We start from the raw sequence: 25,061 nt of genomic DNA, 5'->3' as shown, positions 1-25,061 counted from the left end.
TGAATTAACATGAAATAGGTTATGTTTTTTTGTAGAAATATATGCATTGTGATACGTTTCGGAAAAATTTTATAGAATATAGTGTATGAAATAGGAGAATGAACGCATAATTTTTGCTGTAGAGAGAGTATGAAGGGAGATTTAGCCCGTAAACGCCCAATTGGTGAAGGCTAATAATCATCAGTGGGGGATGGACAAAACACCCACTGATTAAAGTTTCACTTTATATTGAGTCCTTCAAAAAAGAGCCTTCTAGTAAACTAGAAGGCTCTGAAACTATAACTTAAGGTGCTTTCGTATAACCTAAGAAGTGCTTGCTCCAATAAGAGTTACTTAATGAAGCGATTGCGACACCTTTATCTCCAGATTGGATAAATGATCCGCCACCAAGGTAGATACCCATGTGAGAAGGACCAGCTTTATAAGTGTCTTTGAAATAAATTAAGTCACCTGGCTGTGGACTTGAAGTTTGTTGTAAGCTACTCCAATATCCTGCAACACTTTGGCGGCTAATGTTATGACCAAATTTCTTATATACGTGGTAGATGTAACCACTGCAGTCAACACCGTTAGCAGAAGTACCGCCCCAAACGTATGGTACGCCTTGCATTGATTTTGCGTATGCAAGTAGGGAAGAACTGTCACCGCTATTATTGTTTGTATTATTATTGTTGTTATTATTGTTTTGATTGTTATTTTGACTGTCATTAGGCTTATTATCTACTGCCCCACCAACTGGTGTTTTAGATAGGAAACGTGTTCCGATATAACCAGTTTGACCGTTGTAGTTAATTTTACTCCATCCAGAGTTTTCAGAGATTACTTGAACCTTCTGTCCTTGTGGAAGTGCGCCTATGATTCTATAATTTGTACCTTCACCGCTACGTACATTCAGTGCAGAAGCATTAATGTAGTAGTCACCAATTGCTTGGCTAGGTTGTTCAGGTTGTTTTGGTTGTTCAGGAGTAGTAGTGCCGCCTTTAACGAATTTTACAAACTCGCTACTAACAAAGCCTGTTTTTCCTTGGTAGTTTACTTTAAACCAACCATTTTCAGATCCAATTACGTTTAAAGTAGTACCGTTTAACACGCCGCCAATTACACTATGATAAGCAGCAGGGCCCGTACGAACACGTAGAGATGTTGCGTTAACAACGTAAGTACCACCAGTTTGAACAGTTACATTATTGTTTTGTTCTTGTTTGTTATCTTGGTTGTTGCCTTGTGTAACGTTGTCGTTAGAACCGCCTTTTGTTACATAGTCTTTGCTTACGTAAGCTGTTTGTCCTGCGTATTGAATTTTGAACCAATCTTGAACTTCACCTTCAACTTTGACTACTTGTCCTTGTTGAACAGAACCTACAGTTGGATGAGAAGTACTAGGGCCTGTACGCACACGAAGGGAAGATACGTTTACCGTATAATTTCCACTTGCTGGTTGTACAGTTGTTTGGTTGTTAGTATTCGTATTGTTGTTAGAAGAACCTGCATTAGAAGAAACACCAGATACAAATTCGCTACTTACATAACCCACTTGTCCATTATGGTTGATTTTCGTCCAACCATTTTCTTGGCCAATCACGTTTAAAGTTTGTCCTTCATATACACGTCCTGAAACAGAACTAGACGTGTCAGGAGCTGTACGCACACGTAATACATCAGCTGTAACTGTATTTTTTCCACCTGTGGTACTTACATTGGAATTACTTGAGCCATTTTTTGATACAAATTCGCCACTAACATAGCCTGTTTGTCCATTTTGGTTAATTTTGAACCAACCATTTTCTTCTCCAATTACGTTTAATGATTGACCATTATAAACGCGAGAGATGATGTCGTGAGAAGTACTTGATCCTGCACGAACATGTAATACGCTAGTGTTTACCGTATAAGATGAGTTGTTTGATGCGGAAGCTTGGACAGTTGTAGCAGCTTTTTGTGTGTTTTGTTCAGGGGCAGCTTGAACGCTATCAAGTGTAGGTGCTGCTCCTCCTGCTACAGACACTGCGGCAAGACCGGCAAGGTATTTTTTCATAATTTGTCGATTCCTTTCTGTCTGTAATGTAGTGAAGAAATATTTACCAACTGTTAAAAATTCTAAAGAGCATGTCGATTACTGTCAAGACTTATGCGGGAATCTGAATATGACAAAAAGATTACAAGAAAAAATCAAGGCATAAATCTACACCTTGATTTCCAATTAAATACATATATTGAATGTAGAAAGGATAGGGATTATTCGTGTTTAAGAAGATGACATGTTGGAATGTAACAAGCTTTGAGAAAAGGATCTTTGTAGCATTTTTGTGATAGGACCAACTTGACCATCTTGTATTGCCGTTCCATCAAGGTGAGTCATCGGTAAAATTTCAATCGTCGTTCCTGTAAAAAAGCATTCATCGGCTTGATAAACGTCACGAACGCTGAAAAGTTCTTCTTGTACAGGAATCTGAAGGGTTTTCGCTAAAGAAAGGACATATTGACGAATAATGCCGTTTAAAATAAGGTGATTGGCTGGATGTGTGTAAAGAGTCCCATTTTTGATTAAAAAGAAATTAGAACAGCTTCCTTCAGTTACAATGCCATTTCGTACGAAAAGTGCTTCTTTACAACCTTTTCGTTCAGCTTTCGTAGCAGCTAATACATTTGGTAATAAATTTAATGATTTGATGTCACAGCGTAGCCAGCGAGTATCTGGTTCTGATATAGCACGTATACCATATTCAATCCATAAAGCTGGTCGTTCTTTCTTTGTAATATAGGCATAAATTGTCGGAGGAATGTTATATGAGAATGCATGGGTACGAGCTTGTACACCGCGAGATACTTGTAAATAAATTGTGCCATCTTCGTGGAAATGATTTCGTTCAATTAATGTGTAAAGTAAGGTGATGAGTTCAGCTTTTGAGAAAGGAAGTGATAATTCTACTTCTTCCATGGAGCGATACAATCTTGTTATGTGCGGATCTAATAGGTGAAAGTTTCCTTTATATAGGCGAATGACTTCATAGACACCATCTCCAAACTGTAAGCCTCTCTCTTCAAGTTCTATGTACGTTTTATGTTTCGTTGTATCAATAACCTCATCATTCCAAAGTACAAATCTTTCGTATGTCAATTTCCGTCCCATCCTTTCGTAAGTACATAAGTAACGTGAAACTTTAATTCATTTGGAATAAGAATCACTATAGTAATTTTTATGTGAGTCATTCTCTACATATGACGTATATGTATTTATAAATCATAGAGAAGTAGAGATGATTTACAGTATTTCGTATATACAAATTCGAAAATAAGAAATGAGAATCCTGCTTTTTAATAAAAAAAAGCAACATTCGTATGGAATGCTGCACAAGGAGGGTAGCTATCTTTCATAGGGACATCGTCTTATTGAATGTTTTGTGTATGGAAACAAAACATGTTGAAAGACAATTATAAGAAAGTAGAAACAAAAGATTTACACATCTCTTTAAGGGATCTTAATTTAAGATGAGAGATAAGAAATATGTAGAACCTCGTTTACATATTTTATTATAGAGATGTTTCATTAATTCTATGTGAACCTTTGGTAAAGTTTATGTAATTTTAAAGTTAATGAATATAAGAGGCGAGAGAGAGGAATATAAAAAAAGAGGCTGAGATTACTCAGCGCTCTTCTTTTCTTCTTTAATAGCTGTTTTTACTTCACCAGTTTTGGTTTTGTTACTGTCAGAGAAGCGAAGTAAGTCGCCTTCAATGATTTTGTCAGACATGTTCAATTCATTTTGTGCACGATCAATTAGTGGTTGAGATTCTTCTTTCGGTAATTGTACAACTTCACCTGTGTTACGGTCGTAGAATGTACTGTTCGTGTACATGTACTTATCTGTAACGAAGCTACCGTCACGAAGAACAACGAATCCCTTATTGTCTGGTGAGAATACGTCGTGACCGAATTGAATTTGATCCGTAGAATCTACACCAAGTAAGTTTAGAATAGTTGGTTTAATATCAATTTCACCAGTTGGTTTTGAAATTGTTTTACCTTCTTTTTGACCTGGAACGTGAATAAACATCGGTGTTTTTTGTAAGTTCATATGGTCAAATGTAGTAATTTCTTCTTTTCCTAAGAACTGTGCCATTGCACGGTTATGGTTTTCAGAAATACCGTAGTGGTCACCGTAGAATACGATAACTGAGTTGTCATAAATACCTTCTGCTTTTAGACGTTCAACAAAGTGTTTCATTGCTTCGTCTAAATAACGAGCGGTTACCATGTAGCGATCAAATACGCCATCGCCAGAATTGTATTCATCGATTAATTTCGTACTGTCATCATAAGTGAATGGGTAATGGTTTGTTAAAGTAAGGAAGCGAGTATAGAATGGTTGCTTCACTTCTTTTAACATATCAATAGATTGATCGAAGTATTCGATATCTTTTAATCCCCAGTTTAATTTTGTTTCTGGCGTAATCTTGTAGTCAAGCTCGTTGTAGTAACGATCATAACCAAGTGCCGGATACATAATGTTACGGTTCCAGAATGTTGCGTTGTTTGCGTGGAATACCGACGTGTGATACCCTTGCTCACGTAAAATTTCTGGAGTTGCTGTATATTCGTTGTTACCGTGTGTGAAGAATACAGCACCGCGGTCTAGTGGATATAGTGAAGTATCTACTAAGAATTCAGCATCAGATGTTTTACCTTGCCCAGTTTGATGGAAGAAGTTATCGAAGTAATAACTTTCTTTCGCAAATTGGTTTAAGAATGGTGTAACTTCTTGTCCGTTAACTTGTGCACCAATTAAGAATGTTTGTAATGATTCAAGAGAGACAACAATTACGTTTTTCCCTTTTGCAGTACCAAACATATTTGGATCTGGTTTAGTTTGTGTTGTTTTCACATAGTTTTCTGCTTCTTGCAATTTACTACTATCAGCAAACGCTTTTTGTGAACTTGATTTTGCTTGTAAGCCAAGATCGTATACTTGGTGTACATATAGTCCTAAGTTTTTAACTAGCATAACGCGGTCGAATGAACGTGTTAATAGTTCTGGACGCTCAGCTTCTGCAAGTCCTAGGTTTGCGCAGAAAATAGCAACCGTTGATACGAAGTATAAAGAACGCATCGGACGTGCTACACGCTCTGTCGGTGCAAAATCTTTCTTCTTCTTCAATAGAACGAAGAATACGATAATATCCGCAAATGCAAGGATAATTTTGAAGTTCAGTAATTCTTTCACACTAGAACCTAAGCTCCCAAAGTTAGACGTTTGTCCTAGTACTGGTAAAGTAACGAAGTCATTGTAGAATCCGTAGAACATTACGTTACCAACAAGAATGAACGTTAAGATGAAGTTAATTCCAAGTGCTATATAGTTACGTTTTTTTCCTTTTGCAAATAATGCAAGTCCCACAAACAGTAATGATGCTGCTAATGGACTAATGAATAAAATGAATTCTTGCATGAAAGATTCAAGTTTTAAATCAAAGCTTGTGCGTGTAATAATGTAGGTCTTCAGCCATACGGTCAAAGCTACGAATAAAGTGAAACGCACATTTTGAAATTGTGATTTCAAGGTTTCTTTCATTCATTTCCACCCTTTCTCTATCAGGCTTGGTCGATTTTGGAGCGAAAAATGCTAAAATAAAAAATACATAGTTTTCTTTGCCATAATTAGAGGTTCTATATTCACCCATATACGACTATAACTATGCATACCCTTTTGGTTTCTTTTGTTGCTCATAAGCATAACGTCATTTCTGTATTATACAACAAAATTCATTTCTGAGAAACACTATAACATTTTACATTTTTTGTATGTGAATTGTCACTACCAGTGAAAACTTTAACATTCGTTTATATGTCCGTCAACTAGAAAATATAACAAAGATGGAACAAAGTACTAAGTGAAAGTGAAAATTTCCATGGTTGAGAAATAAAAAATGAAGATGGGTAAGTGGTTGTCTAGAAACCTATTATATGAAGGAAAGTGTGTGAAAATTAACGAACACTTGTTCTTTTTTGGTTTGTTTGTTACAATAAAAATTCATTGATAGATTATGTGCAATTTTGATGAACTTTTACTGATAACATATTGTAGCTTATTTCTTTTAAAAATAGGGAGGCTTTCACATGGAACAAAAATTTTCAGTTGAAGCGTTTTGGAAGAAAGTAAAACATGTTGCAAAGCAAGCGGGGCAGTCGGTTATTTATGCCAGTTTATTATTGTTTTACGTTTTACAAAGACCTGATGTTCCAAAACGAGTGAAAATTATTGTAATTGGAGCACTTGTTTATTTTATCACACCGATAGATGCTATCCCAGATTTCGTTGCTGGAATTGGTTATACGGATGATTTAGGGGCGCTAACGGCCGCGTTAATACAGGCGTCGTTATACGTCAATGAAGAGGTGAAAGATAAGGCACGAGTGAAGTTGGCAGAATGGTTTGGTTCGGATATAGACACATCATTTATCGATCAGAAATTAGATCAATAGGTGAGAACTGTCATAGGATGACAGGGCGAACGTAAGCGAGGAAGTGCATTATGCCATCAGGAAGAACGCATACGAAAATAAACTTAATATCCCTTCCGGTTGTTTTGTTTCTGCTTTTTTCGTATGGATTAACAAATTTTGATTTTTTATTAACTTTTGCAATTGGCTTTTTAGTAGGTACTTCATTTTTAACACCTGATTTAGATACGTACAGTAATGCGTATAATAAATGGGGATTCCTGCGTATATTTTGGTATCCGTATAAAAGGATAATGCCGCATCGTTCCTTTTTTACACATACGGTTATACTTGGTGATGTGATTCGTATCGCATACATGTTAATCGTATTTTCTCCATTTTTATTCCTATTAAATGTAATAGCGTTTGATGGGAATTTAATAGAAATTGCGAAGGAATATGAGGTTGAAATTGTAACGTTCGTAATGGGAATTGTTGTGGCAAGTACGCTCCACATTATAGCGGATAAAGTGAATACGCGCCGAAAGAAAATGATGAGAAAAAAGAAAAAACGCAGAAGATAAAGTGAAACTTTAATCAGTGGGGGGCATCTCCTACGGATTATTAGCCCACACCAATCGGGCGTTTACGGGAGAAAGGACACTTGCAATTTGCAAGTGTCCTTTTTAATTAAACGTTTGTTTAAAATTAAGCTTTCAGTACTTTAATACCTTTTACGATATTCCAAATGAAGTAGTATAAGCTAATGATTCCGCAAATACATAAGACAATCATTGCGCCGATTCCAAGTGTTACGTCTGGTTGATCAGATCCGATGCCCATAATTCCTAGAATAACTAATCCAATGAATGTAGCGATGCTTGGAATGATATGTGTCCATAGAGCACGTTTTGCATGTGGTTTTGTTTCAGAATCGCCCACAATCCACACGATAATAGGGAATAAGATAGGTGCGAATAGTACACTAAAATATGATAAAGCAGCTAATATTTTGTTTCCGTTCATATATATCACCTCATGAATAATGTCTGTTGTTATACATTCATTATGCAATAATTTTGGCAAGCTTCCTATCGATGAACATTACAAGAACGTGACGTTTTTGTAAGATTTCTATATTAAATAATGAAATTTTCAAAAAAATCTTTTTAAATAAAAGTTGTTATGATAAAGTATAAAAGAAGTTATTGAAAACGTTTTCCAGGGCGTTTTTATTTTTAGACTTAAAGGTATGATGACCTGATAGTCTATTGATAAGGTTATATCTATTTAAAAGGGGATTCTTTAGGGGGAGAGAACAATGAACACATGGACACAAGTTTACGATCCATTCGGTAACATTTGGATTTCGGCAGCAGTCGCACTTATTCCAATCATCTTTTTTTTCTTAGCTTTAGCAGTATTCCGCATGAAGGGGTATGTGGCAGGATTTATTACAGTTGTACTTACAATTTTGGTGGCGTTATTCGCGTATAAAATGCCATTCACAATGGCAATGGCAGCGACCGGATACGGTTTTTTATACGGATTATGGCCAATTGCTTGGATTATCATTATGTCGGTATTTTTATATAAAATTTCTGTGAAAACAGGTCAATTTGATGTGATTCGTGCATCTGTATTATCTATTACAAATGATCATCGTTTACTCGTCATTTTAATCGGTTTTTCATTTGGCGCATTTTTGGAAGGGGCAGCAGGGTTTGGTGCACCAGTAGCAATTACGGCAGCGCTTCTTGCAGGTCTTGGCTTAAATCCTTTATATGCAGCAGGTCTTTGTTTAATCGCAAATACTGCACCGGTAGCGTTCGGAGCGATGGGGATTCCAATTACGGTTGCTGGACAAGTAACAGGTATTGATCCGCATAAAATTGGACAAATGGCTGGACATCAATTGCCATTCCTATCATTATTTGTTCCGTTCTTTATCGTATTTTTAATGGATGGATTTAAAGGAGTAAGACAAACATGGCCTGCGTTATTTGTAGCAGGTAGCTCATTTGCAATTACACAGTTCATTACAGCGACATTTTTAGGACCAGAACTTCCTGATATTACGTCAGCGCTTGTAAGTTTAGTAAGTTTGTCGCTATTCTTAAAAGTTTGGCAGCCGAAAGAGATTTATCAATCTAAACAAGCGGATAGTGAAGTAGCCGCGGCAACGACATCAACATCTATGCCGAAACTAACAGTAGGAAAAGTAGTAAAAGCGTGGTCTCCGTTCATTATTTTAACTGTGATGGTAGTCATTTGGAGCCAAAGTTTCTTTAAAGCATTATTCGCTCCAGGCGGCGCATTAGAGAGTCTTGTATTTAAGTTTGAAGTCCCAGGTTTACACAATTTAGTAATGAAGGCGGAGCCGATTGTAAATAAACCGACGCCTTACGAGGCAATTTTGAAGCTTGACGTAGTATCAGCAACGGGAACAGCAATTTTAATTGCTTGTATCATTTCTATCTTTATTTTGAAAATGAGTGCAAAAGATGCAGTAGTGACATTTAAAGAAACGTTAAACGAACTTAAGATGCCAATTCTATCAATCGGATTTGTATTAGGATTTGCGTTTATCGCAAACTATTCTGGTTTATCTTCTACATTAGCATTAGCACTAGCAGGAACTGGCGGGTTATTCCCGTTCTTCTCACCATTCCTAGGTTGGATTGGCGTATTCTTAACAGGATCAGATACGTCAGCGAACGCACTATTCTCGAACCTACAAGCAATTACAGCACAGCAAATTGGCGTACCTGAAGTGCTTCTCGTTGCAGCAAATACAACGGGCGGTGTAACAGGTAAAATGATTTCTCCGCAATCGATTGCGATCGCTTGTGCGGCGGTTGGTCTTGCCGGGAAAGAATCAGAGCTGTTCCGCTTCACGGTGAAACATAGTTTGTTCTTCGTCATTATTGTTGGTATTATGACGTATGTTCAAGCATATTATTTAACGTGGATGATTCCATAAGTGACAAAAGAAATAAAGTTTGCATTTTTCGGATTATCGTGTATGATGGGAAAGTATTGAAAATTAAATCAGTGATAAACTAGGGGTGCCTAACGTATGCGTAGGCTGAGAGAGAAGCGTGTGAACTTCTTAACCCTTTGGACCTGATCTGGCTCGTACCAGCGTAGGGAAGTTAACGGCTTTACATAATGATGTCTTTTATGAGCCAGGTCCTTATTTTTTTATGGACCTGGCTCTTTTTATTTTGGCATGCGCTGGCCATATCTCGTCCTTGTCACGAACAGGGGGGCAACAAAGGTTATGAAACAATCTGTTTCAGCTGAGCAAATTGAATTGAAATCGAGTTTACCAGGGAGTAAGAAAGTATATGTGGATGGACCACGCGCAGGTATGAAAGTGCCGATGCGCGAGATTGAACAAAGCGAAACGAACGGTGTCCCAAATCCACCAATCCGTGTGTATGATACGAGCGGTCCTTATACAGACCCTGCGTATAAAGTGGAGCTGGAAAAGGGGTTGCAGGCGCCGCGTCATTCTTGGATCATGGAGCGCGAGGATGTAGAGGCATACGAAGGGCGTGAGGTGAAACCAGAGGATGATGGTGTGAAAGTGGCTTCGAAACATACACCTGTTTTCCCGCAAATGGATCGCCAGCCGCTTAGAGCGAAGCAAGGTGCAAACGTTACGCAAATGCATTATGCGCGTAATGGTATTATTACGTCTGAGATGGAATATGTTGCGATTCGTGAAGGAGTAGAGCCTGAGTTTGTTCGTAAGGAAATTGCGGAAGGTCGCGCTATTTTACCAGCGAATATTAACCATCCGGAAGCAGAACCGATGATTATCGGGCGTAACTTCCACGTGAAGGTAAATGCAAATATCGGAAACTCTGCTGTATCTTCTTCTATTGCAGAAGAAGTAGAGAAGATGACGTGGGCGACTCGCTGGGGTGCAGATACGATTATGGATTTATCTACAGGTAAAAACATTCATACGACGCGTGAGTGGATTATTCGTAACGCACCGGTACCAGTTGGAACAGTGCCGATTTATCAAGCGCTTGAAAAGGTAAATGGAATTGCAGAAGATTTAACGTGGGAAGTGTATCGTGACACGTTAATTGAGCAAGCGGAGCAAGGCGTTGATTACTTTACGATTCACGCTGGTGTATTACTTCGTTACATTCCAATTACTGCAAAGCGTACGACAGGTATCGTTTCTCGTGGTGGTTCAATTATGGCACAATGGTGTTTATTCCATCATAAAGAAAACTTCCTATATACTCATTTTGAAGAAATTTGTGAAATTATGAAGCAGTACGATGTTTCGTTCTCTCTTGGAGATGGATTACGTCCAGGTTCCATTGCAGATGCAAATGACGAAGCACAATTTTCTGAGCTTGAGACACTTGGTGAATTAACGAAAATTGCTTGGAAACATGATGTGCAAGTTATGATCGAAGGACCTGGGCATGTACCGATGCATTTAATTAAAGAAAATATGGAGAAAGAACTTGATATTTGTCAGGGCGCGCCATTCTATACACTTGGACCGTTAACGACAGATATTGCACCAGGTTATGACCATATTACATCGGCAATTGGAGCTGCAATGATTGGCTGGTTCGGAACGGCGATGCTTTGTTATGTAACGCCGAAAGAACATTTAGGTTTACCGAATAAAGATGATGTTCGCGAAGGTGTTATTACGTACAAAATCGCTGCGCATGCAGCCGATCTTGCTAAAGGGCACAAAACGGCTCATCAGCGTGATGATGCACTTTCAAAAGCACGATTTGAATTCCGCTGGCGCGATCAATTTAATTTATCTTTAGATCCTGAGCGCGCGATGGAGTATCACGATGAAACATTGCCAGCAGAAGGAGCGAAAACAGCTCATTTCTGTTCGATGTGTGGACCAAAGTTTTGTAGTATGAGAATTTCGCATGATATTCGTGAATATGCGAAAGAAAATGATTTAGAAACGACAGAAGCAATTGAAAAAGGTATGAAAGAGAAAGCGAAAGAATTTAAAGACACTGGTAGTCATTTATATCAATAACACGTTACACCTCTTTACTTGATTGATCACACTGTAGTACCTAACTTAATTATATAGAAGAAGCCCCCTTTGCTAAGACGGTAGCAAAAGGGGCTTCTATTTTTTATAAGGCGAAGAATAAGTGTACCCAGTAGTATAAGAGGAATAATGTGACGACTGTTGTGAGTGGGATAACGATGAGAGATACGCGTAAATAATCTTTCCATTTCACTTTGATTTTGTTTTGTCTTAGTATATACATCCAAATGAGAGAAGCTAGCGTACCAATTGGTAATAATAGTGAACCGATGTCACTACCAATGATATTTGCGAGATAGATAGTTTTTAATGTGACTGGATCTAATCCCATTTCTGTTAACGTAATGGTACCAATCATAAGGGCAGGGTGATTATTGAAGATGTTGGAGAGGATAGATACAAGTCCACCCATCGCAAAGCTTGCATAGAGTAGATGCTGATTTACAACTGGCTCGAGCCAATTTACAAGTGCCGCTGTTAATCCTGCATTGTGAAGCCCGTAAATAATTACATACATAGAGAAAGCGAAAATTAAAATGTGCCACGGTGTCTTTTTCAAAATATCGACAGGGTTTGTTCGTAAGTAGTACCATCTCCAGATGAGAAGAACGAGTGAACCGAGTACAGCAACAATTTCGATTGGGATGGATAAGAAGGATGCAACGAATAGAAGACAGCGCATAAGGAAGACGAAACCTAATACTTTTAACATGAATCTTGTACGTTTTTGTTTCGTATTAACAGAATTTTTTCCTTTAAGTGGATGGAAGTTCTTTGTGAAGAAAATCTCTTCAATATCATATGAAGAAACAGGTAATCTTTTCGGAAGTTTTTTCTTTAAAACGGCATACATAAGCCATGACATAAACAGTAGTCCTAATGTTGCAGGTACAAACATCATAGCTGTATGCATATAAAGAGTCATATGGACGATGTTTAAGGCAATTAAGTTTACGATATTACTTACACCAATTGGTGCACTAGACGCGGTTGCGATTAAAGCACCACTTAATAAATAAGGGATTTGTTGATGAGGTTTTAATTGAAGGTTTCTCAGTAGTAAAATTAAGATTGGTGTTGTAATTAAAATGCTACCGTCGTTATTAAATAAAAGCGTCATAAGAAAACATAGTAATTGAATGTACCAGTATAAGCGGCGTCCAGAACCTTTTGCTAGATTTGCAAGTTTTGCTGCGGACCAATGGAAGAAGCCGAAGCTTTCTAATATAACCGCCATAACGATGGTCGCTAATATTGTTATGGAGGCACCTCCGATTTTACTTATAATGTCCATGACGTCTGGTTTTGATACAAGGCCAGTAATCAGGATAATACCAGCGCCAATTGCTGCCGGCCACGCCTCATTTAAACCACGAGGTCGCCAAAAGACAACAATCATCGTTAAGAAGAATACAATAATAGTAATCCATATTTCAGTACTCATAATTTGCCTACCTTTCTATTTTTCCTGGAACAAATGTAACTTGTCTCAAGTTTATATTGGTAGTATATTCAGCAAAAAATAAGAGGAACTAGACGGATAATAGAATGAAGTGAATATGTGTTTTTTATGCTATAGGGCAAGTGTAATTAGTAGTGAAATAACCAGGAGGATAGAAGCCTAACAAATGCAGGGCATTCTAAGTATGAATGCCCTGCATGTATCTTTTTATTTCTAAATAGCCCTCACCAATCGGTGGGGACTGAACAAAAACTCGCGGATTAAAGTTTTACTTTATCCCGCTATTTGCGAGCAGCCCGATTGGTGAGGGCTAATAATCAGTGGGGGATGAACAAAACCCCACTGATTATAGTTTCATTTTATTATTTCTCCTTTAAAAATGTGCGGTCTTTTAAGAATAAATTCCAGAAAAAAATGAATCCTGGGAGTAAAATTGCAATCCCAATTGCGTATAGAATAAGCAGTGCATAGAATGTTTCGGGTGTCGTAAAGCTTGTAAAGACAGTTACGTCAGGATAAATAATATACGGTAAATGCGCGACGCCGTAAGCGTAGCTTGCAAATGCATATTGAGCGACGACAGCTAAAACGGCGATACGAGGGAATCCAAGTGTGCTGTACTTCTTGTTTGTCCACCAAAGAGAAGAGTATCCGATAACGAATAAAACGATAGAGACTGTAAACCATGGGAATTGTTTTATTATTCCTTGCATGAGCCAGTGTGTTTCAGGGTCCATTACAACAAGGGCAATGATCGCAGTAATGAGCGTTGCAGGACCAAGGATTATGGCGTTTCTTCTATAAATTCTATACGAATCTTCTGAACCTTGCTCTCTCGCAAAATCAGCAAGAAAGAGAGAAGATAGAAATAGTTCCGAAGTTATTCCGAAGAGCATATAACAATAAATAACAGGACTAGAAAGAAGTTTTCCGTACAGGAGTACTTCTTTTCCTTCAACCATTGTAATATAAGCACCTTCTGTAACGGGTAAAACGGTAATTAATAGAGCTGGAATTAGGAGCCCTGTAATACCTGAAATAATACGAAGAAGGTGTTGGTATTTCGGCAGGGAGTAAGCAAATACCATAAATGTACTGCGAATTGCAACGAGTACTAGAATTAGCATAACGGGTACGAACATAACGGTTGCAAGGGTAAAGGCTGCTTTCGGAAAGAAACCAAGGAAAGCGACAACAACAAAGACGAGAAATGTATTGGTTACTTCCCAAGTTGGTGATAAGTATCGATTCGCAAGTTTAGCAGCAATCGTCGGATGTTTCGCGTATACCATGCCCCAAAAACCAGCTCCAAAATCAATGGACCCTAATATACTATAAACAAAAATAAGAGCCCATAAGATGATGATTGCAATACTTTCCTCATGCACGAGAATCGCCTCCTTGATGATGTAAATCATTCTTTAACGGATGTTTCCTAAAGAACGTTCGTAGTACAAAGACTGTTAAAATAGCGAGTCCGATATATAAAATGATGAATAGAACAAATAAGGGACCGACGAAATCAGCACGTGTAGAAGCATCCATCGTACGTTGCATACCATAAATGGTCCATGGCTGGCGACCGCTACAACTGAAAATCCATCCGAACTCAATACCGAGCATCATAACTGGTCCGCACGCAGCAGTAGCCCAAAGAAGCCACTTCGGTAATTCTGCTCCTTTTTTTCGATAAACAAAGTACCAATACAAGAGGGCAATAGCTGCGACTGCAAAGGTAAATGTAGCGGCACCGACCATTAAGTTGAACAGTGTATGTGTATAAAATGGTGGCCATGTTTCTTGTGGGAAGTCCTTTAGCCCTTTTACAACTGTGCTAGGGTCTAGTCCTACTAATAAGCTAAGCATGTTTGGAATTTCAATTGCATAGTTTAGTTCAAGCGTGTCAGGATCCACAACCCCGCCGAGTGATAGCGGTGCGTGTGATGTCGTTTCAAATAAAGCTTCAGCAGATGCAAGTTTTTCAGGTGAATGCTTATGCAAGGCAATCGCTGATTCGTGTCCTGAAATCCACATCGTAGCACCTGTAATAAATGTCACGACGAGGCCTAACAGCAATCCTTTTTTGTGGTAAGCAAGTTCACGTGCATTTAAATTTTTATTTAATAATTTGAATCCCGCGATAGAAGCAATGACAGCTGCCCCGGCTGCATAGGCCGTAATAACAACGTGGAATGCACTTGTGCCAAAGCTTGGATTAAAGAAAGCTTTCCAAGGGTCAACGTTAAAAACTGATCCATCTGGCCCCATTGAAAAGCCTGCGGGTGTATTCATCCATGTATTTGCTGATGTAATAAGCACGGCGGATGCCGTGGCACCAAGCATAACGAAAAATAATGAGACTAATCTCATAAATGGAGGTAGTTTATCAGCTGCGTATACGTAAATAGACATGAATAAAGCCTCTAAAAAGAAGGCGAAAATCTCAATTTGAAACGGAACGGAAATGACTTGGCCAACAATTTTGGCGAAACCAGGCCAAAGAAGTGAAATTTGTACACCAACAATTGTTCCAGTTGGAATTGCTACACCGAGAAGGATAGCAAAAGCCTTTGTCCATCTTTTTGCCATAATGGCATAGTCAGAATCCTTCTTCCAGTGATACAATATTTCACTTATAAAAATCATTAAAGAAAGCCCGACTCCAAGTGTTGCAAAGATAATGTGGAATGCTAATGAAGAACCAAAAAACGCTCTTGCTAATGTTACGGTATCCATATGTATACTCCTCTTCTTTTTTGCCATTATTTTCTGATTGAATTGGAAGATTTATTCAATAAACTGCCAAAAATATATGTGTATTTAAAAAATGAATATGGTAATATTATGATTGAATATTCCGAATAAAAAGAAATGAACATTTGATAATATTTTGTTTGTTTTTTATTGAGGAATCTTTTATAATCTTTTATGCGAACATAAGTTCTGTCATTTCGGAAGAAAGAAGTTTATGTGAAATGGAGAGGGTGTTTTATGTATCCTGAAGTCATTAAAAAGATGGCATTTTCAAAAGAGCATAGAGATTTATTATTGAAGTTGTACAATAAAGAAATTACACGTCGTGAATATGATCGACTTGTGGAATCGCTATATAGACCTTCTAAAGAGGCTTACGAGGGATAAGGTGAGGGAGACAATCTAATAGATTGTCTTTTTTTAATTGACGTATGTTCTGTTAAAATTAAGGTTAGCCTGAATAGGGAGGTGAAAAGATTGCGGAAACGTTTATATATAGGGATTGGAGTTATTCTCTTAATCGCTTTAGGTGGAATTGTATTTTGGTCAGCTTTACAAGGAAACCGTACGGAGCATTTTATTTTAAGGCATATGGTAAATGAAAATGGAACACTTGCAACGTACCGTTTAGCAGATACAAAGGCAGGAACGGGTGGGGCGAAGGGCCGTGAAGCTTTATCAGAATCGGCAGGACTATGGCTACAATATACACTTGATAAAGATGATCAAGCGTTATTTGATGAACAAGTAAAGGTTATTCAAAATAATTTTGTACATAAGGATCACATCGTTTTATGGAAAATCTCTGAAAAGGGAGAAATGCAGTCAGCCACAAATGCACTTATAGATGATCTTCGTATTATTGAACAATTATATCGTGCTTATGAAATGTACAAGGAAGATCGTTATAAAAACCTTGCGGATCAATTGAGCAATGCTGTACTTCGTTATAATAAAAAAGGTAATTATTACGTGGATTATTACGATGCAGATGCAGGGAAACAAAATAATTTTACAACAACATCATACATAAATCCGCACGCATTCTTTTATATGAAAAAGTACGGAAAAGTTTCTGCTCAGCAATATCAGGAAGTAGTTCAGTTTTTAGCCGATTATCCAAGGCATGGCTGGGCCTTTCCGAAAGAGTATAAAGAAGATGGCACATTTACGTACGATAAAGAAGTGAATCTTATTGACCAATCATATGTTGCTTACCATCGTAGTCTAGGTGGTCTTTCATCAGATGCTTATTTGGAATTTATAAAGAAGAAATTCCAGGAGGACGGAAAGTTATACGGTCGTTACAATTTAGAAACGGGAAAACAAGCTGTGAATTATGAATCGCCTGCAGCTTACGGATTAACAATATTGTACGTACTACAAACAGGTGATACAAAGTTTGCGAAGGAATTGTATGATCATATGGCCACATTCCGAAACGATAATGTATTTAGTAGATATTACGGTGGATACGTCACAGGTGAAAATAATAATACGCATATTTTTGATAATGTTTTGCCGCTTTTAGCTGAAATGGAATTAGAGAAGAGTAAAAAATAGAGTGCCATCCTAGGGATGGCACTTTTTCTTATTTTTTTTCCATTACCGCAAAGTAATTATTTTCATTATCTGCAAAGTTGAACGCTCTACCAGTAGGTAAATCTACAATTTGGCCAACTGTGACGTTTTTCTCAGACAGGTCCTTATATAGACGGTCTAAGTCATTTGAGAAGAACATAAGTGAAGGGGTATTAAGATTTAGTTCAGGCTGCATCTTCGCAATTAACGCTTTATCGTGAAGGACGATGCTTGTTCCAGCTTCTTTTGCTGGCGCAATTTCAATCCAGCGAAATCCTTTTCCGTTATTTTCTTCTGCGATGATTTGGAACCCTACTTTTTCTGTCCAAAATTGTACGGTTTCATCTTGGTTATTTACATATAGCATAATTTGTCCAACTTGATTAATCATAGATGTCTCCTGCTTTCTTTTCATATATTTGTATAATTATATCAAATATATGGTTTGAATAGTTTTTCATGATTTTTTCGGAGTGCAATCTTCGCCCATTTCATATTTGTCGTAGGAGAAGGTCCTGTAATCCATATATGAAATGGTAGTGTGCTACAAATGACCATTGTTGAAATAGATATAACGGCTGTTAACACAAATAGTAATAGGCTATATAATATAGTATTTTCTTGTAGTGTGAATAAAGAAAGAAGTTTTGTACATAGTTGCAAGAAGAAAAAATGTGCTAAATAAGCGCCATACGTGTAGTTTCCAATGAATCGTAACGTTTTATATAAGAAACCCCGGCGCTGTACAATTGTAATAGATAACACGTACAGTATCATAATTTCACAGACTATATATAAAAACATGGACGGTTTTAAATAGGTAGAAACGGTTAAATGAATAGAGTTTGCTCCGTAAAAGCTAAATAGCTCATAATTGATGAACAAAAATAAGCTGAAAAATAAGATTGTGATAAGCGGGATATGTTTCATAACGAATAGACGCCAAGTTTTTAGTGCTACAGCGGCAATGCCTCCCATAACGAAATAGAATGAGTAAAATAAAAAGGATCGATCTGTATAATGTAAAATAGTCGAACTCGTTAATTTTTCTCCATTAAAAATATAGTGGGAAGAGAACCACATTAAAAGGAAATATAGAAACGCGAAAATGGACATATATTTATATATGTCTTTTTTATTTTCTGTTCGTTTTTGAAACCAATAAAAGAGTGTACATAGTAAAGGGAATAATAAGTGAATTTGGAACATCATAATAACGTACCAAAGATGAGGTGCGGCTGTTCCGAGTAGTAAACTTTTTATTCCGCTTTGTAATGTAATAAGATCATTTGTTGTTAATAAGTAAAGAATAGACCAAAAGAAATAAGGAATGAGTAAGTGTGTGGCTTTTTCAGAAATATATTCTTTGTATACTAATTGCTTTGTATAGTGACGAATTAAATGAAATCCAACGATAAATATGAATGCAGGTGCTGAAAACTTTGCAAGGTTAAACAACATACCCATAATGAGGGATTGTTCAAGTAAGACGTTTCCTTGATTCATTGTATATAATAAGGAACTTTGCAAAACGACAGCAAGAAAGGCAATGCTTTGCAAAACTTTGAATTCTGGTGCGCTTTGTGTCATTGTTTCCATCTCCTTTTCCATACATGATTATAGTACGGAGAATGGATGAGAGGTGTGGAATATTTGTGAAGATTTTAACAAATTTGTGGCGGATGAGATTATATAACGGTTGTGCTAATATATCAACGATGTTTCCAACGTATCGATTCGCTGACAAATAATAAAAAAAGAAGATGCTCCAAACGAGCATCTTCTTTCTATCTATTAAGCAAATTTATTTTTGATCCAGTCTTTACCTTCTACAAGGCGAGCTGTCATTACGGCACAAGCGTTATCTGCTGTTACGTTTAACATCGTTGCAGGAGGATCGATGATTGTACTAATTGCTGCGATAATTGGCAATGCTTCTGGCGGGAAGCCGTATAGAGAAACGATTAACATTTCACCAATCATACCGCCGCCTGGAATAGCACCCATTACTGTTCCTACTAGTAGAGAAACGACAAGAGCGATTGCCAATGTTTTCGGTCCTTCAAATTCCATATTGAAAATACCGAATAAGAAAGCAATTTTTAATACGCCGCCTAAAACAGATCCGTCCTTATGAAGCGTTGATCCAAGAAGGACAACTGTTTCACGAATGTCAGAAGAAATACCCATTTTCTTCGTTGCTTCTAAGTTCGCAGGAATACTTGCGGCACTACTACAAGTTGCAAGCGATGTAACTGTAGGAGAGACCATGTTCTTCCAAAATACTTGTACACCTTGTTTGCGACCTGCAAGGTACGCATAGAATGTAAAGAATACAAAGAAGTAAATAAGAGAAGCTGGATAGTATACCATTGCTGCTCGGAAGTAAGTTCCAAGAAGTTGCGGTCCGAACTCACCAACTAATGCTGCGAAGTAAGCAGCAAGTCCGATTGGAGCGTAGTACATAATGAAAGATACGACTTTCATTGAAATCTCTGCACCAGCTTGTAGGAATGTAGCGAATGGTTTTCCTTTTTCACCAACTGCTGAAGTTGCAATCCCCATTAAGATAGAGAAGAAAATAAGGGCTAACATATTTTCACGAGATAGTAACTTCGAGAAGTCAGATACTGTTAGAATACCAACGATTTGATCCGCAACGCTAACAGCTTTTTCAGCTTTATCAGGTTGTGTTAGTTCTAATACAACACCTTGTGCTGGCGGGAATACTTTCACGATGATAATCATAAAAATAGCAGCTAAAATACTTGTAAATAAGAAAGTCCCAGCCATACTAGACATAATTTTACCGAAACGTTTTAATCCATCCATATTAGCAATAGATGACGCGATGCTAAAGAACACTAAAGGTACAACAATCGTAAACATTAAGTTTAAGAAAATGTCACCAAGCGGCTTTAAAACAACTGCATCGGCACCCATGAAATAACCAATGAAACCACCAATTAGGATAGAAGATAATAAAATAAGCGGAAAGCGATATGCCTTCATAAATATACCCTCCTATCGATTATAAAAAAAATCATACTGAATCATTATAGCGAGTTAGAGTCTTCTTTACTAGGAAAATACCGATAGATGGAATAGCGTGAAAACCGAGAAATTTTTGTTTTTGAGCTCGGCATACAGTTAGAAATCTAGACATATATATTTGTAACCTAGTAGTGGCAAGGGGTGCACCATAACTTGGGTTTAGAAAAAGGGGGAGGGAAGCGGGATGAATATTTTGCTTTGCTGTGCAGCGGGAATGTCTTCCAGTTTGATTGTTACAAAAATGGAGAAAGCAGCACAGGCAAGGGGGATAGAGGTAAAGATTTGGGCTGTATCAGGTTCAGAAGTGCGAAATCATATTGATGAAGCGGACGTACTTTTACTGGGGCCACAAGTACGTTATTTATTACCGAAAATGAAAGAATTATGTAAAGAGAAAGGAGTACCTGTTGATGTCATTCAATCCGTCCATTACGGGCTTTGTAATGGGGAAGCTATCTTGCAAGCAGCCTTGTCAATGAAACCATGAGGAGAGTGGGATAGATGATACGGTTTTTAGAGAAATATGTAATGCCAGTAGCAGGAAGGGTTGCAGAACAGAGACATTTACAAGCAATTCGTGATGGAATTATTTTAACGATGCCATTCTTAATTATCGGCTCTTTTTTTCTTATTATTAGTGCTTTACCAATACCAGGGTATAATGATTTTATGGCCGGCTTGTTTGGTCAGGGTTGGCAGAAAGCTTTAGGGTACCCAGTCAGTGCTACTTTTAATATAATGTCTTTAGTAGCTGTTTTTGGAATCGCTTACAGGCTTGGTGAGTATTATAAAGTGGATGCTTTAGCATCTGGGGCATTGTCACTTGTATCATTTTTGCTTGCAACACCATTTCAAGTTGTATATATCGTACCAAGTACGAAAGAAAGTATACTGATAGATGGAGCAATCCCAGCTGCGTTAATGGGAAGCCAAGGTTTATTTGTAGCGATGATTATTGCACTTATATCTACTGAAATTTATCGATTTGTTGTACAAAAAAAGATAATTATAAAAATGCCAGAGACAGTTCCGCCAGCAGTAACGCGTTCATTTGCTGCGCTTATTCCAGGCTTTATTGTTGTGACGGTCGTTTGGATTATTAGATTGATTTTTGAAAATACGACTTTCGGTAGCATTCATAATGTTGTAGGAAAGCTTTTACAAGAGCCTCTTAGTGTACTAGGGGCTAGCATTTGGGGCGCAGTAATCGCAGTTATTATTGTCCATGTACTTTGGGCGTGCGGGATTCATGGCGCTGCAATTGTTGGTGGGGTAATGAGCCCAGTTTGGTTGTCGTTAATGGATCAGAACCGAATTGCTTTTCAGGCTGGTCAAGACGTACCGAATACGATTACCGCACAGTTTTTTGATTTATGGATTTATATGGGCGGTTCTGGCGCAACGTTAGCTTTAGTTGTAGGGATGTTACTGTTTGCGCGAAGTCAGCAATTAAAAAGTATCGGCCGATTGTCGATTGCACCTGGTATTTTTAATATTAATGAAATGGTGACTTTCGGTATGCCGATTGTAATGAATCCACTTTTACTTATTCCATTTATATTAGTTCCAGTTGTGTTAACAATTGTTTCTTATTTTGCGATGGAATGGGGATTAGTTGCCCGTCCGAGCGGGGCTGCTGTACCTTGGACTACACCTATTCTTTTTAGTGGATATTTAGGATCGGGCGGGAAAATTTCTGGTGTTATATTGCAGCTTGTTAACTTTGCACTGGCATTCTTTATTTATTTACCATTCTTAAAAATATGGGATAAACAAAAAGTGGCGGAAGAAAAGGGGGAGTAAAGAACTAAAATGGATACGATAGAGACGAAAGTTTTTCATTTAATCTTGCATGGGGGAAATGCGAGAAGTTGTTCAATGGAAGCAATTGATTGTGCTAAGCGTGGTGAATTTCAGGAAGCAGAAGCTAAACTACAAGAAGCTTTAAATGAACTGCAAGAGGCGCACCGCTTACAAACGGAGCTCATACAGAAGGAAGCTGGTGGTGAAAAGACAGAAGTTACCCTTCTGATGGTGCATGCGCAAGATCATTTAATGAATGCAATTACGGTAAAGGAATTAGCGAGTGAGTTTGTAGAATTATATAGGAAGATGTCAGCGGCAGAATGAACCTTGCGTATGCAAGGTTTTTTTATGTTTTGAAAAGATACTGTTATGACGAAACGAAGACCACTTACGCAAGATTACATTTATTGTTTTCAATTTTATGTAAAAATAAAAGTATAAAGGGGGTGGGAAATAGATGAAAGTTCGCATCGAGTTAGACCCATCACAAGTAGATGTAGAAATAATTATAAAAACAAAAGAAGTAACAGACGAAATTCAGCAACTTTTAAAAATAATAGAAGGCGGAAATGCGAATCAAATCGTTGGTGTGTTAGATCAGCAATATTACTTGTTGAATTTACATGATATTTATTGGTTTTATACAGAGGGAAGAAAAGTTATGGCACAAACGAAGAAAGGGAGTCTTGAAGTGAAGGCTCGTTTATATGAATTAGAGGAACAGTTAGCCAGAAAGCGTTTTGCTAGATTTTCTAAGTCGATACTTGCGAATTTAGAGCAGGTAAAAAGCTTTGAAATGTCTTTTAGTGGTAGTATGTGTGCTCACTTTTCTAATGGAACGAAAGAATATGTTTCGAGGAAATATGTACCGCTTATTAAAGAGGCTTTAAATATAGGAGGAGGTTAAAAGATGGTTGATAGAGTAATAAATAAAATCGCTATTGGATTAGGAATGGCGATGATATATAGTCTATTATTTTTATGGATTGGTTACGCAAATGGAATGGAAACAGTGGAAACAAAAACGTTAATTACGTATTTAGTTACAGCAAATATAGTAGGGCTAATCTTTTCTTTCGCTTCATTTGTTTTTGAAAAAGAAGAATGGAGCATATTAAAACAGACAAGTATTCACTTTATCATTTTACTAGGGACATTTTTACCTACAGCAATTTGGATCGGGTGGGTTCCGAATCGTTTCGGCTCGATTCTTGTTTGTATAGTGAGCTTTATTATGATTTACTTCATTATATGGTTTGTGATGACACTATATTGGAAACGAAAAATAGAAAAATTAAATCATCAATTAAGGTGAAAAATTATGTATGTGTGCGTACCATCAGTGGAGCTTTCGTTCCACTGATGGTATTTGCAACCCTCCTTTTCATGGATGAGTAAGAATCAATCGGTAGTAACGATTTCTCCTATACCACGAGTTAATTTTTTTATATGAATCTGTTTTGGTTTTAATATATTTACGATATAATCAATCGCTATTTGCGGTTCAACGGTTGTACCGCACGTATAGCAATCAATTGCTGCAAAATTTTTCTCTGGATAAGTGTGAATAGAAAGGTGACTTTCTGATAGCAATACTAATACTGTAACGCCATACGGCTGGAATTTTTTTGTACTTACGTTTAAAACATGTGCACCAGAGTAATCAGCAGCAGAAACTAAATGATGCTCTAAAAATTGAATATCATTTAATAGAGAAAAATCTACGCCCCATAAATCTACTATTATATGCCGGCCAAATGTAGAATAGTCCATATGCTTGTATCCCCTTAGTTAAAATATCATCAAAATTCCATTTCTTGTTGATAGCAATGATGTAGAGTAAGTTCCGATTCTAAATTTAAAACGGCATTGTTACGATGCTCTAAATGTTCTTCTTTAAATTGAAATAAAGGAGCAAGAAGAGAAGGTAATGTGCGAGGAGTTGGTACTACGTACAGTTGTTCAATTTGATTGAGTACATGTGAGGAGTTAGCAGCAATATGAAATCCCCAGTCAGTTCCGAAAGAAGGAACAATTATATGATAGTTTTTTACAGTTAGCCCGGCATTTTCAATTGTATTACCGATACTCCAATATACAAGAGGTGCATCAGCAGGTGAATTAGATTGGCAGACGAAAGCACCATCTTCTGTTAAGAACGTAGCTATACGAGCAAAAAGTTCGCTTGTATATAAAGTACTTAATAATTCTGTTGAAGGATCAGGAAAATCAATAATAATTACATCGTATAAAGAGGAAGGAGAATTCAGAAATTCTTTTGCATCGCATATATGCGCATTCACGCGATTATCAAAAAATGCTTTTTTGTTTAAAGAGACTATTTCTGGTACGTTACAAGCCATATTAATCATCGCCTCGTCTAAATCAACAAGGTCTACATGCTGTACAGTTTCATATTTCAAAACTTCTCGTAAAGCAAGGCCATCGCCACCACCTAATATGAGAACACGTTTTGGATCAATGACTTTGGACATTATCGGATGAACAAGTGCTTCATGATAAATTTGTTCATCAACGGAACTAAATTGTAGTTGGTTGTCCAAATATAAACGGATATCGCTTACTTGTAGCAAATTAATATTTTGATAATTGCTTTTTTCTTCAACTAAACTCGTATGTTCACCAGCTTGTATTTCTTTTAGAGAAATTTCATCCCATATATCTAAGTTGAGTAAATTTGTTTCTATTACAGGTTCCAATGGTGTTGACTTGGCTTTTTCTTCTTTTTCGTCTTTTTCGCCTTGTTTATCTTGCTTGTCTTGTTTATCTTGCTTGTCTTGTTTATCTTGCTTATCTTGTTTATCTTGCTTGTCTTGTTTATCTTGCTTGTCTTGTTTATCTTGCTTGTCTTGTTTATCTTGCTTGTCTTGTTTATCTTGTTT

23 protein-coding genes and 1 riboswitch are annotated in these 25,061 nt (G+C 37.3%); of the genes, 11 read left to right on the top strand and 12 right to left on the bottom strand.

Features of this window, described 5'->3' with window-relative positions:
• Window positions 1–283: 283 nt before the first annotated feature.
• The 3 genes from COC96_RS11495 to COC96_RS11480 all read right to left on the bottom strand — a co-directional run bounded on the left by COC96_RS11495 (window position 284) and on the right by COC96_RS11480 (window position 5,570).
• Entirely contained in the window at window positions 284–2,035 is a 1,752-nt protein-coding gene (locus COC96_RS11495) for a C40 family peptidase (RefSeq protein WP_098269331.1), read from the bottom strand.
• 210 nt (window positions 2,036–2,245) lie between these two features.
• Window positions 2,246–3,130 (bottom strand): D-amino-acid transaminase, encoded by an 885-nt coding sequence (locus tag COC96_RS11490; protein ID WP_098269330.1) that lies wholly within the window; start codon window positions 3,128–3,130, stop codon window positions 2,246–2,248.
• 511 nt (window positions 3,131–3,641) lie between these two features.
• Window positions 3,642–5,570, bottom strand: coding sequence for an LTA synthase family protein (locus COC96_RS11480; RefSeq protein ID WP_098269328.1), 1,929 nt, complete (start codon window positions 5,568–5,570; stop codon window positions 3,642–3,644).
• 545 nt (window positions 5,571–6,115) lie between these two features.
• Here COC96_RS11480 and COC96_RS11470 point away from each other — a divergent pair.
• A complete protein-coding gene (locus COC96_RS11470) occupies window positions 6,116–6,481 on the top strand; it encodes a YkvA family protein (RefSeq protein WP_097904794.1) in 366 nt (121 codons plus the stop codon).
• A gap of 50 nt (window positions 6,482–6,531) precedes the next feature.
• Window positions 6,532–7,023: a metal-binding protein gene (locus COC96_RS11465; protein WP_098269327.1), complete on the top strand. Its 492-nt coding sequence runs from the start codon at window positions 6,532–6,534 to the stop codon at window positions 7,021–7,023.
• Between the two features lie 124 nt (window positions 7,024–7,147).
• Here the strand turns inward: COC96_RS11465 and COC96_RS11460 are convergent, their stop codons facing one another.
• Window positions 7,148–7,465, bottom strand: a complete 318-nt coding sequence (locus COC96_RS11460; RefSeq protein ID WP_070145517.1) for a DUF4870 domain-containing protein — start codon at window positions 7,463–7,465, stop codon at window positions 7,148–7,150.
• Between the two features lie 295 nt (window positions 7,466–7,760).
• Here COC96_RS11460 and lldP point away from each other — a divergent pair, with 295 nt between their 5' ends.
• Window positions 7,761–9,422 (top strand): L-lactate permease, encoded by a 1,662-nt coding sequence (gene lldP, locus COC96_RS11455; RefSeq protein ID WP_098269326.1) that lies wholly within the window; start codon window positions 7,761–7,763, stop codon window positions 9,420–9,422.
• Between the two features lie 71 nt (window positions 9,423–9,493).
• Window positions 9,494–9,609: riboswitch (TPP riboswitch) on the top strand.
• A gap of 113 nt (window positions 9,610–9,722) precedes the next feature.
• Window positions 9,723–11,483 carry a phosphomethylpyrimidine synthase ThiC gene (thiC, locus tag COC96_RS11450; protein WP_098269325.1) on the top strand — a complete coding sequence of 587 codons (1,761 nt, stop codon included), beginning with the start codon at window positions 9,723–9,725 and terminating at the stop codon, window positions 11,481–11,483.
• Window positions 11,484–11,586: 103 nt separating this feature from the next.
• Here the strand turns inward: thiC and COC96_RS11445 are convergent, their stop codons facing one another.
• The 3 genes from COC96_RS11445 to cydA all read right to left on the bottom strand — a co-directional run bounded on the left by COC96_RS11445 (window position 11,587) and on the right by cydA (window position 15,699).
• The gene (locus tag COC96_RS11445) at window positions 11,587–12,945 is read right to left on the bottom strand and encodes an arsenic transporter (protein ID WP_098269324.1); all 1,359 of its coding nucleotides are present in this window, start codon (window positions 12,943–12,945) and stop codon (window positions 11,587–11,589) included.
• Window positions 12,946–13,325: 380 nt separating this feature from the next.
• Window positions 13,326–14,351, bottom strand: a complete 1,026-nt coding sequence (locus COC96_RS11440) for a cytochrome d ubiquinol oxidase subunit II (protein WP_098269323.1) — start codon at window positions 14,349–14,351, stop codon at window positions 13,326–13,328.
• Window positions 14,344–15,699 (bottom strand): cytochrome ubiquinol oxidase subunit I, encoded by a 1,356-nt coding sequence (cydA, locus tag COC96_RS11435; protein ID WP_098768831.1) that lies wholly within the window; start codon window positions 15,697–15,699, stop codon window positions 14,344–14,346. Before cydA ends, COC96_RS11440 begins: the two co-directional genes overlap by 8 nt.
• A 255-nt stretch (window positions 15,700–15,954) precedes the next feature.
• On the opposite strand from cydA, the gene COC96_RS27560 reads away from it, so the two are divergent.
• Both COC96_RS27560 and COC96_RS11425 read left to right on the top strand, forming a co-directional pair.
• Window positions 15,955–16,104 (top strand): hypothetical protein, encoded by a 150-nt coding sequence (locus COC96_RS27560; RefSeq protein WP_000283175.1) that lies wholly within the window; start codon window positions 15,955–15,957, stop codon window positions 16,102–16,104.
• Between the two features lie 90 nt (window positions 16,105–16,194).
• The gene (locus COC96_RS11425; protein ID WP_141535880.1) at window positions 16,195–17,280 is read left to right on the top strand and encodes a transcriptional regulator; all 1,086 of its coding nucleotides are present in this window, start codon (window positions 16,195–16,197) and stop codon (window positions 17,278–17,280) included.
• 28 nt (window positions 17,281–17,308) lie between these two features.
• Here the strand turns inward: COC96_RS11425 and COC96_RS11420 are convergent, their stop codons facing one another.
• The 3 genes from COC96_RS11420 to COC96_RS11410 form a co-directional block, all read right to left on the bottom strand.
• Window positions 17,309–17,689, bottom strand: a complete 381-nt coding sequence (locus COC96_RS11420) for a VOC family protein (RefSeq protein ID WP_098269320.1) — start codon at window positions 17,687–17,689, stop codon at window positions 17,309–17,311.
• Between the two features lie 41 nt (window positions 17,690–17,730).
• Window positions 17,731–18,888, bottom strand: coding sequence for an acyltransferase (locus tag COC96_RS11415; RefSeq protein WP_098269319.1), 1,158 nt, complete (start codon window positions 18,886–18,888; stop codon window positions 17,731–17,733).
• Between the two features lie 204 nt (window positions 18,889–19,092).
• Complete coding sequence (locus COC96_RS11410) at window positions 19,093–20,310, bottom strand: dicarboxylate/amino acid:cation symporter (RefSeq protein ID WP_098269318.1); 1,218 nt, start codon at window positions 20,308–20,310, stop codon at window positions 19,093–19,095.
• A gap of 226 nt (window positions 20,311–20,536) precedes the next feature.
• Here COC96_RS11410 and COC96_RS11405 point away from each other — a divergent pair, with 226 nt between their 5' ends.
• From COC96_RS11405 to COC96_RS11385, 5 genes are all read left to right on the top strand, one after another.
• Window positions 20,537–20,839 (top strand): PTS sugar transporter subunit IIB, encoded by a 303-nt coding sequence (locus COC96_RS11405; RefSeq protein WP_098269317.1) that lies wholly within the window; start codon window positions 20,537–20,539, stop codon window positions 20,837–20,839.
• Between the two features lie 14 nt (window positions 20,840–20,853).
• Window positions 20,854–22,155: a PTS cellobiose transporter subunit IIC gene (gene celB / locus COC96_RS11400; RefSeq protein WP_098269316.1), complete on the top strand. Its 1,302-nt coding sequence runs from the start codon at window positions 20,854–20,856 to the stop codon at window positions 22,153–22,155.
• A 9-nt stretch (window positions 22,156–22,164) separates the two neighbouring features.
• Window positions 22,165–22,482, top strand: a complete 318-nt coding sequence (locus COC96_RS11395; protein ID WP_097904805.1) for a PTS lactose/cellobiose transporter subunit IIA — start codon at window positions 22,165–22,167, stop codon at window positions 22,480–22,482.
• A gap of 133 nt (window positions 22,483–22,615) precedes the next feature.
• Window positions 22,616–23,065, top strand: coding sequence for a LytTR family DNA-binding domain-containing protein (locus COC96_RS11390; RefSeq protein WP_098269315.1), 450 nt, complete (start codon window positions 22,616–22,618; stop codon window positions 23,063–23,065).
• A 3-nt stretch (window positions 23,066–23,068) separates the two neighbouring features.
• Entirely contained in the window at window positions 23,069–23,473 is a 405-nt protein-coding gene (locus COC96_RS11385) for a DUF3021 domain-containing protein (RefSeq protein ID WP_098269314.1), read from the top strand.
• A gap of 86 nt (window positions 23,474–23,559) precedes the next feature.
• On the opposite strand, the gene speD is transcribed toward COC96_RS11385, so the two are convergent.
• Both speD and COC96_RS11375 read right to left on the bottom strand, forming a co-directional pair.
• The gene (gene speD / locus COC96_RS11380; protein WP_098269313.1) at window positions 23,560–23,931 is read right to left on the bottom strand and encodes an adenosylmethionine decarboxylase; all 372 of its coding nucleotides are present in this window, start codon (window positions 23,929–23,931) and stop codon (window positions 23,560–23,562) included.
• Window positions 23,932–23,960: 29 nt separating this feature from the next.
• Window positions 23,961–25,061, bottom strand: a 1,101-nt coding sequence (locus COC96_RS11375; RefSeq protein ID WP_098768830.1) for a polyamine aminopropyltransferase, incomplete at its 5' end; no start/stop codon positions are given.

Source organism: Bacillus cereus, assembly GCF_002577405.1.
Classification (GTDB): domain Bacteria; phylum Bacillota; class Bacilli; order Bacillales; family Bacillaceae_G; genus Bacillus_A; species Bacillus_A cereus_AU.
This window is presented reverse-complemented; position numbering and strand designations above follow the sequence as displayed.

Bases quoted from the DNA above. Each gene is read 5' to 3' on its own strand.
- COC96_RS27560 (WP_000283175.1), top strand. From the start codon at position 15,955: ATGTATCCTGAAGTCATTAAAAAGATGGCATTTTCAAAAGAGCATAGA.
- lldP (WP_098269326.1), top strand. From the start codon at position 7,761: ATGAACACATGGACACAAGTTTACGATCCATTCGGTAACATTTGGATT.
- COC96_RS11410 (WP_098269318.1), bottom strand. From the start codon at position 20,310: ATGAAGGCATATCGCTTTCCGCTTATTTTATTATCTTCTATCCTAATT.
- cydA (WP_098768831.1), bottom strand. From the start codon at position 15,699: ATGGATACCGTAACATTAGCAAGAGCGTTTTTTGGTTCTTCATTAGCA.
- COC96_RS11415 (WP_098269319.1), bottom strand. From the start codon at position 18,888: ATGACACAAAGCGCACCAGAATTCAAAGTTTTGCAAAGCATTGCCTTT.
- COC96_RS11470 (WP_097904794.1), top strand. From the start codon at position 6,116: ATGGAACAAAAATTTTCAGTTGAAGCGTTTTGGAAGAAAGTAAAACAT.
- COC96_RS11460 (WP_070145517.1), bottom strand. From the start codon at position 7,465: ATGAACGGAAACAAAATATTAGCTGCTTTATCATATTTTAGTGTACTA.
- celB (WP_098269316.1), top strand. From the start codon at position 20,854: ATGATACGGTTTTTAGAGAAATATGTAATGCCAGTAGCAGGAAGGGTT.
- thiC (WP_098269325.1), top strand. From the start codon at position 9,723: ATGAAACAATCTGTTTCAGCTGAGCAAATTGAATTGAAATCGAGTTTA.
- COC96_RS11420 (WP_098269320.1), bottom strand. From the start codon at position 17,689: ATGATTAATCAAGTTGGACAAATTATGCTATATGTAAATAACCAAGAT.
- COC96_RS11445 (WP_098269324.1), bottom strand. From the start codon at position 12,945: ATGAGTACTGAAATATGGATTACTATTATTGTATTCTTCTTAACGATG.
- speD (WP_098269313.1), bottom strand. From the start codon at position 23,931: ATGGACTATTCTACATTTGGCCGGCATATAATAGTAGATTTATGGGGC.
- COC96_RS11490 (WP_098269330.1), bottom strand. From the start codon at position 3,130: ATGGGACGGAAATTGACATACGAAAGATTTGTACTTTGGAATGATGAG.
- COC96_RS11495 (WP_098269331.1), bottom strand. From the start codon at position 2,035: ATGAAAAAATACCTTGCCGGTCTTGCCGCAGTGTCTGTAGCAGGAGGA.
- COC96_RS11385 (WP_098269314.1), top strand. From the start codon at position 23,069: ATGGTTGATAGAGTAATAAATAAAATCGCTATTGGATTAGGAATGGCG.
- COC96_RS11405 (WP_098269317.1), top strand. From the start codon at position 20,537: ATGAATATTTTGCTTTGCTGTGCAGCGGGAATGTCTTCCAGTTTGATT.
- COC96_RS11465 (WP_098269327.1), top strand. From the start codon at position 6,532: ATGCCATCAGGAAGAACGCATACGAAAATAAACTTAATATCCCTTCCG.
- COC96_RS11390 (WP_098269315.1), top strand. From the start codon at position 22,616: ATGAAAGTTCGCATCGAGTTAGACCCATCACAAGTAGATGTAGAAATA.
- COC96_RS11480 (WP_098269328.1), bottom strand. From the start codon at position 5,570: ATGAAAGAAACCTTGAAATCACAATTTCAAAATGTGCGTTTCACTTTA.
- COC96_RS11395 (WP_097904805.1), top strand. From the start codon at position 22,165: ATGGATACGATAGAGACGAAAGTTTTTCATTTAATCTTGCATGGGGGA.